This is a genomic window from Streptomyces sp. RG80 (genome assembly GCF_040446465.1).
GTDB lineage: Bacteria > Actinomycetota > Actinomycetes > Streptomycetales > Streptomycetaceae > Streptomyces.
The window spans coordinates 276,696-290,172 of the sequence record NZ_JBEAAJ010000008.1; the positions used below are offsets into that span (position 1 = coordinate 276,696).

General features: G+C 71.8%; 15 protein-coding genes. 8 read left to right on the top strand and 7 right to left on the bottom strand.

Translation table 11 applies throughout. From position 1 onward, the window contains the following. Positions 1-152: 152 nt before the first annotated feature. A complete protein-coding gene (locus tag ABKA17_RS28155; RefSeq protein WP_353695054.1) occupies positions 153-1,343 on the bottom strand; it encodes a flavin-containing monooxygenase in 1,191 nt (396 codons plus the stop codon). Positions 1,344-1,575: 232 nt separating this feature from the next. After that, positions 1,576-3,204, bottom strand: coding sequence for a subtype B tannase (locus ABKA17_RS28160; protein ID WP_353695055.1), 1,629 nt, complete (start codon positions 3,202-3,204; stop codon positions 1,576-1,578). 201 nt (positions 3,205-3,405) lie between these two features. On the opposite strand from ABKA17_RS28160, the gene ABKA17_RS28165 reads away from it, so the two are divergent. The 4 genes from ABKA17_RS28165 to ABKA17_RS28180 all read left to right on the top strand — a co-directional run bounded on the left by ABKA17_RS28165 (position 3,406) and on the right by ABKA17_RS28180 (position 5,785). After that, on the top strand, positions 3,406-3,855 hold the full coding sequence (locus ABKA17_RS28165) for a DoxX family protein (protein WP_353695056.1): 450 nt from the start codon (positions 3,406-3,408) through the stop codon (positions 3,853-3,855). Further along, entirely contained in the window at positions 3,855-4,250 is a 396-nt protein-coding gene (locus ABKA17_RS28170; RefSeq protein WP_353695057.1) for a Zn-ribbon domain-containing OB-fold protein, read from the top strand. The genes ABKA17_RS28165 and ABKA17_RS28170 overlap by 1 nt, the downstream gene beginning before the upstream one ends. Positions 4,251-4,334: 84 nt before the next feature. Beyond that, complete coding sequence (locus tag ABKA17_RS28175) at positions 4,335-4,937, top strand: GNAT family N-acetyltransferase (protein WP_353695058.1); 603 nt, start codon at positions 4,335-4,337, stop codon at positions 4,935-4,937. Continuing rightward, positions 4,934-5,785: a GNAT family N-acetyltransferase gene (locus ABKA17_RS28180; RefSeq protein WP_353695059.1), complete on the top strand. Its 852-nt coding sequence runs from the start codon at positions 4,934-4,936 to the stop codon at positions 5,783-5,785. The genes ABKA17_RS28175 and ABKA17_RS28180 overlap by 4 nt, the downstream gene beginning before the upstream one ends. Positions 5,786-5,794: 9 nt before the next feature. Here the strand turns inward: ABKA17_RS28180 and ABKA17_RS28185 are convergent, their stop codons facing one another. Next, on the bottom strand, positions 5,795-6,487 hold the full coding sequence (locus tag ABKA17_RS28185; protein WP_353695060.1) for a pyridoxine/pyridoxamine 5'-phosphate oxidase: 693 nt from the start codon (positions 6,485-6,487) through the stop codon (positions 5,795-5,797). A gap of 44 nt (positions 6,488-6,531) precedes the next feature. Then, the gene (locus tag ABKA17_RS28190) at positions 6,532-6,957 is read right to left on the bottom strand and encodes a pyridoxamine 5'-phosphate oxidase family protein (RefSeq protein WP_353695061.1); all 426 of its coding nucleotides are present in this window, start codon (positions 6,955-6,957) and stop codon (positions 6,532-6,534) included. Between the two features lie 107 nt (positions 6,958-7,064). On the opposite strand from ABKA17_RS28190, the gene ABKA17_RS28195 reads away from it, so the two are divergent. Then, positions 7,065-8,372 carry a COG1361 family protein gene (locus tag ABKA17_RS28195; protein ID WP_353695062.1) on the top strand — a complete coding sequence of 436 codons (1,308 nt, stop codon included), beginning with the start codon at positions 7,065-7,067 and terminating at the stop codon, positions 8,370-8,372. A gap of 171 nt (positions 8,373-8,543) precedes the next feature. Here the strand turns inward: ABKA17_RS28195 and ABKA17_RS28200 are convergent, their stop codons facing one another. Next, complete coding sequence (locus ABKA17_RS28200) at positions 8,544-9,716, bottom strand: thiolase C-terminal domain-containing protein (protein ID WP_353695063.1); 1,173 nt, start codon at positions 9,714-9,716, stop codon at positions 8,544-8,546. Between the two features lie 83 nt (positions 9,717-9,799). Here ABKA17_RS28200 and ABKA17_RS28205 point away from each other — a divergent pair, with 83 nt between their 5' ends. Both ABKA17_RS28205 and ABKA17_RS28210 read left to right on the top strand, forming a co-directional pair. Continuing rightward, on the top strand, positions 9,800-10,978 hold the full coding sequence (locus tag ABKA17_RS28205; RefSeq protein ID WP_353695064.1) for an acyl-CoA dehydrogenase family protein: 1,179 nt from the start codon (positions 9,800-9,802) through the stop codon (positions 10,976-10,978). After that, positions 10,975-11,451 (top strand): nitroreductase/quinone reductase family protein, encoded by a 477-nt coding sequence (locus ABKA17_RS28210; RefSeq protein WP_353695065.1) that lies wholly within the window; start codon positions 10,975-10,977, stop codon positions 11,449-11,451. Before ABKA17_RS28205 ends, ABKA17_RS28210 begins: the two co-directional genes overlap by 4 nt. Here the strand turns inward: ABKA17_RS28210 and ABKA17_RS28215 are convergent. Further along, a complete protein-coding gene (locus ABKA17_RS28215) occupies positions 11,446-12,051 on the bottom strand; it encodes a LysE family translocator (protein ID WP_353695066.1) in 606 nt (201 codons plus the stop codon). The two genes, ABKA17_RS28210 and ABKA17_RS28215, sit on opposite strands and share 6 nt — an antisense overlap. 82 nt (positions 12,052-12,133) lie before the next feature. Between ABKA17_RS28215 and ABKA17_RS28220 the strand changes: the two genes are divergently transcribed. Beyond that, positions 12,134-12,586 carry an Lrp/AsnC family transcriptional regulator gene (locus ABKA17_RS28220; protein WP_353695067.1) on the top strand — a complete coding sequence of 151 codons (453 nt, stop codon included), beginning with the start codon at positions 12,134-12,136 and terminating at the stop codon, positions 12,584-12,586. A 112-nt stretch (positions 12,587-12,698) separates the two neighbouring features. Here the strand turns inward: ABKA17_RS28220 and ABKA17_RS28225 are convergent, their stop codons facing one another. Beyond that, complete coding sequence (locus ABKA17_RS28225; protein ID WP_353695359.1) at positions 12,699-13,334, bottom strand: TetR family transcriptional regulator; 636 nt, start codon at positions 13,332-13,334, stop codon at positions 12,699-12,701. Positions 13,335-13,477 lie beyond the last annotated feature (143 nt).

Sequence of the window (13,477 nt, forward strand, 5' to 3'; positions counted from 1 at the left end):
AGAGGTTGGAGTGGAGCCAGAACATGAACAGTGCTCACATTCTGGCCCCATGCGGTGGCGCCGTACAGCTCTCTCGTCACTTCTGACTCAGGAGTAACGAAAGGCGCACGTCAGCGAGTTGGGGGTTTCTGCGTCGGTCGGGGGTTCCTGCGTCAGACGGGGAGTCTGGAGACCTGCCCGGCCCGGTCCTTGGCGATCCTCTTCGCGATCCGCTCGGCGTCCAGCGCCACTTCGCGGAAGGTGCCGCTGATGGGAGTGACGTACCCGGTGAAGAACAGGCCCTGGGCGTTGTCGGGGCAGCGCGGCCCGTTGACGACCGGCAGCCCTCGTGCGTCGAGGACGTCGAGGTGGCCGACGAGGTCCTCCAGGGAGCGGGCGTAGCCGGTGGCCGCGATCACCGCGTCCGGGTCGACACGGGTGCCGTCGGCGAGGACCACCTCGGCCTTGTCGAAGCTGTCGACGGCGGCCACGACCTCGACCCGGCCCTTGCGAACGGCGTCGATGAGACCGACGTCCTGGACCGGGATGGCGCCCTCCTTGACCCGGCTGTAGAGGCCGGTGTCGGGGCGGGGCAGACCGTGCGCGGACAGGTCCGGCACGCTGAGCTTCGCCATGGGCCGGGCGAGGCGGTCGACGAGCCCGACCGGGAGCCGTCGTACGAGCACCCCCGTGTACTGCGCGGCCCAGCCGGCCGTGGAGCGGCGGACGATGTGCGGGGCGGTGCGCACCGCCAGCCGGACCCGGGAGGCCCCGCCCTCCACCAGGTCCACGGCGATCTCGGCGCCGGTGTTGCCGACGCCGACGACCAGGACGTCACGGCCGGCGTAGGGCTCGGGGTTGCGGTACTCGGCGGCGTGGACGAGGTCGCCGGTGTACGCCTTGCGGCCCGGCCAGTCGGGGATCAGCGGGGTGTGGTTGTAGCCGGTCGCGACGATCACCGCGGCGCCGGTCAGTTCACGGCCGCCGGTGGCGTGCAGGAGCCAGCCGGTGCCGTCGGGGGAGCGCTCGACGCGGGAGACCTCGACGCCGGTGACCGTCTCCAGTTCGTGGTGCTCGGCGTACTTCTCCAGGTAGCGCACCACGTCGTCGCGGGCCACCCAGCGGCCGAACCGGCGCGGCATCGCGAGTCCGGGCAGGGCCGAGAGACGGCGGGTGGTGTGCAGATGGAGCCGGTCGTAGTGGCGCCGCCAGGACGCCCCGACGCGGTCGGACTTCTCCAGCACCACGGCACGGATGCCCTGGGCCCGCAGCGCGTACGCGGCGGCGAGCCCGCCGGGGCCGCCGCCGATGACGTACACGGGGTGGGCGGCGGAGGGCGCGGTGGTGTCGGCGGAGTCGGCCATGTCCGCGAGCGTAATCAGGCTTCCGGTTGATGGGTCTCGGTCAAGACCGGAATTGGTTTCGGATTGATCACGCCTGTAGGAGGAGTGGGTGGGACTCGTGGCGTACGTCACCTGGTTGTGCCGGAGGAGTGCGGAAAGGCCACGGCGCCGAGGCCGCGTACGCGGGGCTCGGCGCCGTGGGTGCGGTGGCCAGGTTCTTATGACGGGAAACCGGCACCGCGTTCTTGGGGGGTTACCGCTTCTTGTGGCCGGTCACCTTGGCGATCCAGGTGATGAAGTCGCCGGGGTCGGTGTTCGCGCCGTGGCCCTGGTCCCAGTAGTAGAGGTGGTTGACGTCGTCACCCAGGCCCTTCGCGGCGGCCGCGAGGTTGGCGGAGACCACGTGCGAGGTGTCCGTGTCGTTGGTGCCGAGGCGGATCCACCAGTGCTTGGCGCGGCCCGGGTTCTTCCGCTCCAGGTGGTACATCGGGTTCATCAGGTGCAGCGTCGCGGCGAGGTCGCTCGCGACCCGCTTGGAGCTCAGGCCCGTGGAGTCGTTCTTCGCGCCGTACGCGGTGAAGTGGCGGCTCTCGGTGGTGCCCGCGCCGAACAGGTTGTTCTCGCCGGCCGACAGGTCGAAGGCGTCGAAGGCCGGGACGGTCTTCTTGCGGGCGCCGACATGGGTCAGGTAGTCGTCCCAGGAGAAGGACGCCTTGCCGCCGGACCAGGTGATGAAGGTGTTCTTCGCCAGGTAGGTCGCACGGTCGGAGTCCGAGAGGGCCGCGAGGTACGTCGTCGCGGACGGCTCCATGTACTGCTTGAGCAGATACGCGTCGTAGTTGCGGGCGTTCAGCGTCCCGAAGCCGTTCAGACCGCGCAGTTTGAGGGATGCCTGGTACTCGGCGAACTGCGACCGGAGCTCCTTGGAGACGCTCTGGTCGGCCTGCTTGCCGGTGCTGAGCGCGTTGGTGCCCCAGTTCCACTCGTAGGCGCCGTCGGCGTGCTCCAGGTCGGTGATCGGGCACCAGGCGCCGACCGCGAAGACCGAGTCGGAGGCGTCGGCGGCACCGATCTCCTCGAGCAGCCTGTCGTAGAGCTTGCTGTCACCGGAGGCGCCGAGCAGCGAGGACAGGGCGCCGCCCGCGCTGGTGCCGGCGGAGACGATCCGCTCGGTGTTGCCGGGGATGCGGCCCTTGTTGAAGCGGACGTACCGTACGGCGGCCTTGAGGTCGACGATCGCGGCGGGCGCGGTGCCGTAGTACTCGCCGGCGGAGCTCTTGAGGGTACGGCCGCGGGCGCCGGGCTCGACGACGACGTACCCGGCGGCCAGGGCGAGGAGCTGGTTGCTCGCGGTCGCGCCACCGTTGGCGTTGGTGTTCTCGTTCGCGTTGGGAGCGGCGGAGGAGGAGCCGCCGCTCGCGGCTTCGGTCGGGGCGCCGCTGGGTGCGCCGGCGCCGCCGCCCATGGCCATGCCGCCGGCTCCGACACCGGTGGCGTCCGCGACGGAGGAGGGCATGTAGCCGCCGACGGAGTTCGCGAACAGGATCGGCGCGTCGCTCGGGTCGACCGTCTTGCCGTCGATCTCGACCGGGGCGCTGACGACGAGCGACTGGTAGGCCTCGTCGACCGGCTTGGCGACGTAGGTGACGGCCTTCCAGAAGCGGTACGTGACGCTGTGCTCGGCGCCGTCGGTGTCGGTGACGGTGGTCGTCTTCGTCGTGTAGGCGTCCTTGTCGAAGACCAGGGCGTCCGAGCCGGTGGAGGTGCCACTGTCCCTGCTCTCGGCCTGGGCGGTCAGGGCGATGCCGCCGACCGCCGCGACTCCGGCCGTCGCGCCGATGCCCAGCACGACGCTCCTGCGCTTGACTGCCCTGTGCTTCACGGTGGTGCCTCTCGCTCGCTCGATCCCGGGATCGCCGTCGGTTCTCCTTGCGGTTGCGAACGTATTGGAGTGCCAACAGGATTGCCAACAATCTGCCGGGATTCATGGCGGGCGCACAGCCTCGGGGTCACCGCACAGGTTTCTCCCAGGTGGGGCACACGGTCTTCCCTGCGAGGCTTTATCTGACGTACCGTCAGATCCATGGACTCCATCTGGCTCACCGGGGCGCAGTGGCTCGCCCTGCTGCGGATCGGGCTCGGACTGTGGTGGCTGGAGAGCTGGCGGCACAAGGACAAGAAGGGCTGGTTCGAGCGCGGCACCGGCATCGCGTGGGCGGCGGACGTCGCCGCCAAACACCGCTGGAACGCGGTCCGTTCGGGCTTCGAGGTGGTGGTCGCGCCCCGCCCGCGGACGATGGCGTACGTCGTCGTGTACGCCGAACTCGCCGTCGGTCTCGGCCTGGTGGCCGGCCTGCTGACGCCCGCCGCGCTGATCGGCGGACTGCTCCTGAACGTCCTCTACTTCACGCTGATGATCCACGACTGGGCCGAGCAGGGGCAGAACGCGATGATGGCGCTGATCTCCGTGGTCGCGCTGTTCGGGATGTCGTGGCAGAACTGGTCGCTGGACGCGGCGCTGGGATGGTTCTGATGACCGCCCGCTTCGACGTCCCGGAGGCCGACGCCTTCACGCGCGCGTACTGGGACGCCGCCGAGGAGGGCCGGCTGCTCCTGCGCCGCTGCGGGGCCTGCGGGCGGGCCCACCACTACCCGCGCGAGTTCTGCCCGCACTGCTGGAGCGAGGACGTGGCGTGGGAGCCGGCGAGCGGCCGGGCCGAGCTGTACACCTGGTCCGTCGTCCACCGCAACGACCTGCCGCCGTTCGGGGAACGCACCCCGTACGTCGCCGCGGTCGTCCAACTCGCCGAGGGGCCACGGATGATGACGGAAGTGGTGGACGCCGTGGCGGACGAACTGCGGCCGGGCATGGCCCTGGAGGTCGCTTTCCGGCAAGGGATCCCGGTGTTCCGGCCGAACACCCCGTAGGTTCCGGGGCGTTCCGGCCGAAAGGGACCCAGGTGTTCCGGCCGAGGGGGTGATCGTCGGGCTCCTTCCGTATTCAATGGCCCGATGGCCCATACACGCGAACGGTCCCCGAGCCACCCCGCTCCCGAACTGCTCGGCCACGGGCTGCGGCTGCGGCACTGGAACCCCGACTCCGACGCCGACGCGGCGGCCTGGCTGCGCGGCCGCTCCGACCCCGAGTTCCGGCGCTGGAACACCCCCCTCAAGACGGTCACCGACCTCGAAGGCGCCCGCGCCTCGCTCCGCGCCGGAGCCGAGGCCGCGGCGGACGGCGTCAGCATCGGCTTCCGTGTCACCGACGCCGCCAGCGGTACGACGCTGGGGCACGTCGGCGTCCACGAGATCGACCACGTCATCCGCGTCGCCCGGATCGGCTACTGGGTCCTCCCCGAGGCCCGCGGCCACCGCGTCGCCGCCCGCGCCCTCACCCTCGTCGCCCGCTGGTCCTTCACCGACCTGAGCCTGCACCGCCTCGAACTCGGCCACGCCCTCGGCCACGACGCGTCCTGCCGGATAGCCGAGAGATGCGGCTTCCCCTACGAGGGGACGCTGCGCGGGGCGATGTTCGAGGCGGGACGGCAGGACGCCTTCCGGGATGTGCACCTGCACGCCCGGCTGGCCACCGATCCGGAGGTGGGGGTGCGATGAGGTGGACCCTGTTCGAGGATCTCGACGCGTTCCTCGAAGCTGCCGGAACCTTCCTGCACTCCCGGCCGGTGCTGCACACCGTCCCGCTCACCGTCACCGAGACCCTGCGGGCGCGGGGGCCGCGGGCGTACGGGACCGAGGCGCCGGTCTTCGGGGCGCTGGAGGCGGCCGGGGCGGTCCGCGGGGGCTGGTTCCGTACGCCGCCCCACCGGCTGACCCTCACCCCGCTCGCCCCGGCGGAGGCGGAAGCGCTGGCCGAGCACCTCGCCGGTCTCGGGCACACCCTGCCCGGGGTGTCCGGGGAGCGGGCGACGGCCCGGGCCTTCGCCGAGGCGTGGCAACGGCACACCGGCGCCAAGACCGACCTGCGTCAGCGCCAACGTCTCTACCGGCTCGGCGAGTTGACCCAGCCGACGCCCGCGCCTGAGGGACAGTCCCGGATCGCCGGGCCACCCGACCGCGAGCTGCTCATGCGCTGGTACGCGGCGTTCGTCACCGACGTCGGGAACGAGGCCCCCCGGGACGCCGGGGACTGGGCCGACATCCGCATCGAACGCGGCGGGACCGTGCTCTGGGAGTCCCCGGACGGCGAGCCCCTCGCCATGGCCGGCACCCTCCCGATGGTCGCCGGACAGACCCGGGTGGCCCCCGTCTACACGCCGGCCGAGCTGCGGGGCCGGGGGTACGCGGGCGCCGCGACGGTCGCGGCGAGCCGGGCCGCGCGGGAGGCCGGGGCCGGGGAGGTGCTCCTCTTCACGGACCTGGCCAACCCCACGAGCAACGGGCTGTATCAGCGGGTCGGTTATCGCGGGGTGGCGGACTTCGAGGTGTACGACTTCCTCGAGTGAGGCGCCGTTTCAGGGCCAGAGCAGGGTCCGGCTCCAGGCTTCCGCCGCACCTTCCGCTCCCGCTGCCGCCTTCGTACGGCGGTAGGCGAGCCGCACATGCCGCCGCTGGGCGTCCCCCTGGAAGAACTCCACCTCGTCGGGGACCAGGCGGTAGAGCGTCCAGGTCGGGACCGGGGCGTCCGGGGTGCGCTGGACCTCGGTCCAGGCCGCCTCGGACACCTGGGCCAGCTCCTCCAGGGAGCCCAGGGCCTCGCTCTGCCGCCCGGTCAGGGCCGCGGCCAGGGCGCCCGTCGAACGGGCGTGGAGGTCGGCCTGGCCCTCCTCGGACGGGGCGGCGGTGACCGGGCCGCGGATCCGGACCTGGCGGCCGAGGACGGGCCAGTAGAAGCCGAGCGCCACGTACGGACGGGCCGTGAGCTGGCGGCCCTTGCGGCTGCTCAGGTGGGTGGCGAAGGACCAGCCGGCGGTGTCGGCGCCGTGCAGCATCACCGTGCGTACGTCGGGGAGGCCGTCGGGGTCCGAGGTCGCCAGGGACATCGTGTGCGGCTCGGGCTGGCCCGCCGCCACCGCCTCCGCGAACCACTCCGTGAAGAGGGGGAGCGGCTCGGCGGGGGCCGTGGCGGGGTCGAAGGGGGGCAGGGTGGTGGCCTCCGGGGCCCATACCCGCAGTGATCTCAGGAGTTCGTGAAGATCTGTTCCCATGCCCCGATTCTCGCGCGGACCGGGCTCGCGTCCGCGCCAAGTGGCTACAGCGAGCCGATGGCCGCCGTCGCCCAGCGCTCCGGGCGCATGTGGATGATCACCTGCTCGCCGTGGTTCTTCCAGGCGTAGTCGACGTACGCCTCCACCTTCTCGGCCGGGAGATAGCGGGCCGAGATCTCCCGCAGGAGCTCCACCGTGGCAGGGGTGGTGTCGAGGACCGGGCCCTCCACGGACACGTACTTCAGGGTCGGCTCGACCGTGTCCACGAGGAGGGAGAAGCGGCCCGCGGCGTCGATCAGGCGCTGCTTTCGGGAGCCGAGGCCGGTGAGGATCCAGATGTCGCCGCCGGGTTCGTACTGGTACCAGATCGGCACGGAAAGCGGGGCGCGGCCCTCCTCGCCGTCCACCGACAGCGCGGCGACATGCGGTTCGGCCAGGAACTGCTCGCGCTCCAACCGGGTAAGTGCCATGGCGGTTCTCCTCGGTCTGGTCGTGGCTGTCCTGTGCCACAACACCCGTCCGGGGGAAGGGTGTTCCCCGATACGTTGATCCCGTGCACGCGAAACGGAGAGCCCCCGTGGCGGCCGCCGTTCTCCTCGCGGCGTCCCTCGCCGGGTGCGGCGTCGGCAGCCTCGGCGAGAGGCCGTCCATATCGGCGCCGTCCGTCTACTACCTGCGCCCCAGCGGCGACAAGGCCGGCCCGCACGACAAGACGCCGTACGCCCTCACGGCGGAGGACGGCGACGGGCCCGGTGTCCGCAGGCTCACGGCGGACGTGCCGAAGGGCGCCGAGAACACGGTGAAGATCCGCAAGTACGGCGGCTGTCACGGCACTTCCGCCCACGCGACGTGCGAGGTCGACGGCGACTACAGCAACTGGGCCGACGCGCCCCGCGCCAAGGTGGTGGCGGCGAAGGGGGTCGAGGTCGGGGACTCGGCGGTCGTGACGTACACGTACACCACGAAAGGCGGCGAGAAGCTGACCGCGCGGACCCGGTTCGTCGTCGGTGAGCCGGTCGTGGAGGCGCTGGCGCCCGAGTACGTCAAGGACGGCCCCCGCCCCGGCGCGGTGCTGACCGACCCCCTCGTCGTACGGAACACCGGCGAGGTGCCGGTCAGGGGTCTGGGGCTGGAACTGAGCGCGGACACGCTGGAGTTCGCGCAGCGGTACGCCAACTGCCGTTACCCGGACCAGAACAAGGGGCACACCGCCGTGTGCGAGTGGCCGAAGCTGACGCTCGACCCGGGGGAGACCGTGACGATCCGGCCCGCCGTGCGGCTGCGTACGGCGGAGTCGGACATGTACGTCTCCTATGGCAAGGACGTCTGGGCGCTGGACATGGGCCCCGGGCACTACGACACGTACCCGGAGGGCGGCGACCCCGGCGACGGACCACCACTGAAGGTCACGAGGACCGGGCCCGCCCAGGGCGCCTTCGTCGCCGGCGGCGGCAGCACCTCCGTCGTCCTCGACTCCCACGCCGACTACGAGGTCTCCGACGCCACCCTCACCGGCGCCCCCGGCGACCGCCGCACCCTCTCCCTCGCGGTCCGCAACAACGGCCCCGCCGACGCCAACGCCGCCGCCGACCTCGTCTTCAGCCCACCCCTCGGCACGACCGTCCTGAAACAGCCCATGGAGGAGTACGACGACGGCGCCTACCAGCCGTACTGCGAGAACAACGGCTACACCTACACCTGCCCCGTCGGCGACCTGCCCCCCGGCAAGACCCGCACCTTCGAATTCACGATGACCCTCGGCGAACCGTCCGACGGCACCCTGTCCCTGGAGCCGTCGACTCCGACGACCCCGTGGGACGTGGGCCGCCGGGACCCGGATCCGGACAATGACGAGGCGGTCGTCAGGGTTCGAGCCGAACCGTAGTCAGCACCCGGCGCCGGTAGGGCAGCACGGGGGAATGACGCATCGGGCCGATGACCCTGTGACGCTCCAACTCACGGCCGCCCAGCAACTCGTCGCCTTCACCGCGTCACCGCCGCCGTCCGTTTGCGCGGGCCGAGAGCGGCGGTGACCATCGCGTGACGCCCACCCGGCTCACCCCCGCCCCAGCACCACCGTCCCCGAAGAGCAGAACCACCCCCCGGTCCCCGAAGCCACCGCCAGCCCCGGCAGAGCGCCGTCTCGGCGTCGTACCTGCCGGGCGCCCGCCTCGCCCCGCAGCTGTCGTACCGCCTCGACCAGCAGGAACAGGCCTCGCATGCCGGGGTGTTGGGCCGACAGGCCGCCGCCGTCCGTGTTGACCGGCAGATCCCCGCCCTCGACCTTCAGGCGGCCCTTCTCCACGAAGGAACCCCCTTCTCCCTTTCCGCAGAAGCCCAGGTCCTCCAGGGTCACGAGGGTCATGTAGGTGAAGGCGTCGTAGATCTCGGCGAGGTCGATCTCGTCGGGGCGTATCCCGGCCCGTTCGAAGGCGAGGCGGCCGCTCACCGCGGCGGGGGAGACCGTGAAGTCGGGCCATTCCGACATCGTGGCGTGGGAGACGTGTTCGCCGGTGCCGAGGATCCAGACGGGGTCGGTGCGGCAGTCCCGTGCGTACTCCTCCGACGTCAGCAGGACCGCCGCCCCGCCGTCGGAGCGGATGCAGCAGTGCAGCTTGGTGAAGGGGTCCGCGATCATCGGGCCGGACAGGACCTCGTCGACCGTGATCGGGGTGCGGAACATCGCGTCCGGATTGAGCGCCGCGTTCGCGCGGGCCTGGACCGCGACCTCCGCCAACTGCTCGATCGTCGTGCCGTGTTCGATCATGTGGCGGCGGGCCGCCATCGCGTACTTGGCGATCAGCGTGTGACCGTAGGGGACTTCGAACTGGAGCGGGCCGCGCGCGCCGAAGGACAGGTTCCCGGTGCGCCGCCCCGCCTTGATGTCCGCGCGGGCCGTCGAGCCGTAGACCAGGAGTACGGCGTTCGCGTGGCCCAGGGCGATCGCGTCCGCCGCGTGGGCCGCCATGACCTCCCACGTCGAGCCGCCCACGGAGGTGGAGTCGACCCAACTCGGGCGCAGGCCCAGGTACTCGGCGACCTCGACCGGCGCCAGCGTGCCGAGCCCGGCCGAGGCGAAGCCGTCCACCAGGGACCGGTCGAGGCCCGCGTCCGCCAGCGCCCGGCGCGCGGCCTGCGCGTGCAGGGTGTACGGCGTCGCGTCGTCCACCCGGCCGCAGTCGGAGAGCGCCACGCCGACCACGGCGACCTTGCGGGTTCCGCCAGTCATGAAAGGTCTCTCCCTCTGTCTGTGCATCTCGACCGACCGCTCCTAATATGACGGACCGTCAGATCCGGAGGGAAGGGGTCGCCATGGACGCCGGCTTCACCGCCGAACAGGACGAGATCCGCCGCGCCTTGCGCGAACTGCTGCACAAGCGGTGCGGAGCGGAGGAGCTGCGCGCCGCCGTCGACAGCCCCACCGGGTACGACGCCGGGTTGTGGACCGCCCTTGCCGAACAGCTCGGCCTGCCCGGCCTCGCCCTTCCCGAGGCGTACGGCGGTGTCGGATGTTCCGTCACCGAGCTCGCCCTCGCGGCGGAGGAGACCGGGCGGGCCCTCGCCCCCTCGCCGCTGCTCGCCACCGCCGTCCTCACCGCCCCGCTGATCCTCGCGCTCGGCACCGACGCCCAGCGCGGCGAACTGCTCCCGCGGCTCGCCGCCGGCTCGCTCACCGCCACCCTCGCCGCACCCGCCGCCGGCCTCGCGCTCGTCGCGGACAACGACGGCGACTGGGCGGGCGGGGGTCGCGCCGGGGGCATACAGGCCCGCCGCGCCGGTGACCGATGGCGGCTGTACGGGGAGATCGAGCACGTCCTCGACGGGCACTCCGCCGGGACGCTGCTCGTCGCCGCGCACGCCGGCGGGTTCGCCCGCTCCCGCACCCTGCTCTTCCTCGTCCCCGGGGACACCGACGGACTGGTGCGGGTACGGCAGACCGCCCTCGACGCCACCCGGCCGCTCGCCCGGCTCCAACTGCGTGACGTCGACGCCGAGTTGCTGGGCCACGAGGACGCGGATGTGCTCGGCGCGCTCGCCCGGCACGGGGACAGGGCCGCCGCCGTACTCGCCTGTGAGGCCGTCGGGGCCGCCGACCGGGTGCTGGAGAAGACCGTCGAGTACGTGAAGCAGCGGGAGCAGTTCGGGCGGGCGATCGGGTCGTTCCAGGCGGTCAAGCACCGGCTCGCCGAGGTGTATGTGCGGGTGCAGGCGGCGCGTTCGGCGGCCTACTACGCGGCCTGGGCCACGGCGAACGGGGAACGGGTCGGCGGGCTCGCCCTCGCTCAGGGACTGGAGGCGCTGCGGGACGCGGCCGGTGAGGGGATCCAGTTGCACGGGGGCATCGGCTTCACCTGGGAGCACGACGTCCAGCTGTACTTCAAGCGGGCCGCCGGCGACGAGCTGCTGTTCGGGCCGGTGCACCGGCTGCGGGCGCACGCGGCCGACGCGGCGCGGCTCTTCGGACCGGGACAGCCGGAGGTGACGGTGTGATCGGTGAACGCGTGGTGCAGCGGATCTCCTCGACGCGGGGCTTCGCCAAGGTGGCCCCGCACGTCATCCCGGCCCTCGACCGGGCCGTCCACCGGCTCACGCGCGGGAAGGTCATCCTCAGCGCGCAGATGCTGCCGGGGGTCATCCTGACCTCGACCGGGGCACGAAGCGGACTGACCCGGCGGACGCCGCTGGCCTGTATGCCCGAGGAGGACGGGCGCCGCTGGATCCTCATCGGGTCCAACTTCGGACGGGACGGGCACCCCGCCTGGACCGCGAACCTGATGGCCCATCCCGACGCCGAGATCAGCTGGAAGGGCACGGACATCCCGGTGCGCGCCCAGCTGCTGGAGGGCGAGGAGCGGGCCGCCGTATGGAAGGCGGCGCTGGCGTTCTGGCCGCCGTACGCGACGTATCAGGCGCGGATCGAGCGGGAGATACGGCTCTTCAGGATCGTCCCGCGCGAGTCATAGCGTGTGCTGCGCCAGCAGGACCGCGCCGATGCCCAGCATCGCCGCCCCGGAGGTGCGGGTCACCGCGCGGGCGGCTCGGGGGCGGGCGGCCAGCAGGGTGTGGGAGAGGGTGCCGACGGCGAGGTAGACGGCGGCGCAGCACGCCATGTGGAGGACGCCGAGCACGGCCGTCTGGAGGGCCACCGGCGGGTGCGTGCCCCGGGTGACGAGGAACTGGGGCAGCACCGAGAGGTAGAGCAGCAGGCCCTTGGGGTTCAGGCCGCTGATCGCGGCGCCGCGCAGGAACAGTCCGCCGCGCGCCCCGGCGTCCGCCTCCGGGGTCGCCGGGCGGCGCAGGACGCCCCAGCCCAGCCACACCAGATACGCGGCGCCCGCCACCGTCAGCGCGGTCAGCAGCCCGGGTGAGCTCGCGACCAGGACGGCGAGCCCCGCCACCGCCAGCGCGGTGTGCAGCGCGTACCCCGCGACCAGGCCCGCCACCGCCCGCGCCACCGACGCCCCACGCACCCCGGCCGCGATCACGTACGCCCAGTCGGCGCCCGGTACGCAGACCAGCAGCAGGTCGACGGCGAGGAAGGAAAGCAGCAGCCCGATGTCCATGCCGGGGACATTAGGCGTGAATGGCCCGAAAGTGTTCCCGAAATTTGCCCATGATCGCGGCATTGAGGGAAGAATCTTCCCCATGGATGACGTGGACCGGAAAATTCTTGCCGAGCTCCAGCAGGACGGGCGGCTGACGGTGACCGAGCTGGCGGCCCGGGTGCGGCTCAGCGTCTCGCCCTGTCACCGGCGGCTGCGGGAGCTGGAGCGGGCCGGTGCCATCAGCGGCTACCGGGCGGTCGTGGAGCCCTCGGCGGTCGGCCTTGACTTCGAGGCGCTCGTCTTCGTCACCATGCGCCAGGAGGACCGGGACACCGTCGCCGAGTTCGAGCGGGCGATCGCGGAGGTGGCGGGGGTGCAGGAGGCGCAGCGGCTGTTCGGGGAGCCGGACTATCTGCTGCGGGTGGTCACCGCCGACCTCGCCGCGTACCAGCGGCTGTACGACGAGCGTCTGGCCACGCTGCCGGGGGTGCAGCGGCTGACGTCCACGCTGGTGATGAAGCACGTGGTGAAGGACCGGCCGTTGCCTGCGTAAGTGCCTGCGTACGTGGCCGGACATGCACGGCAGGCGGCGGCTCACCTGTGTGAACCACCGCCTGCCTGACAGGACTTGGTGCCTGAAAAGAGACGCCTGACGGGGACGCCGGCTACTTCGTCGGCTTCTTGCCGGTCACGCCCAGGTGGACCAACAGGGCCAGGTTCGGCTTGAGTTCGGCCTGCTTGACGCCCCAGGTCTGGAAGCCCTTCTGGTGCGAGGCGACCGCCGCGAGCATCGCGACCAGCGAACCGGCGACCGCCGCCGGGTTCACGTCCTTGTCGACCTTGCCCTTGGACTGCAACTCGGTGACCGAGTCGGCCAGGGAGTTGTTCACGGAGTTCAGGATCTTCATACGGATCTTGTAGAACCGTTTGTCGCCCTCGGCGGCCCCGAGATCGACGACCCTGAGGATCGCGTCGTTGCGGCGCCAGAACTCCAGGAACCCGTCCACGAGTTCCTGGGCGGTCGTCCAGCCGGCCTTGCCGACCCAGGACCGCCCTTCGAGCAGCTGGGTCAACTGCCCGCCCTCGGTGGCCATTTGCTCGGCGATCTCCAGGACGGCGCCCTCGACGTCCGGGAAGTACTGGTAGAAGGTGGCGGGCGAAGTCCCCGCCTTCCGGGCGACATCGATGACTTTGACGTCCCGGTAAGGGGAGGAGCTGAGCATCTCGCTGAGGCAGTCGAGCAGCTTCTGCCGGGTCGCCTGCCCACGCCGGCCGGCCACGCGGCCGTCGACGGTACGCACTTGTCCTGTCATGCCGTCAGCTTACCGAGGGGTGATCGGAGCGCGATTCGGCCGACTGCAAATGGGGTGCGAGGGCTCCTTGGGGCCAGGGCCTGCCCGGCGGATCATGCCGGCGTCGCGGGGCCTGGTGCGCCCATCTGCGG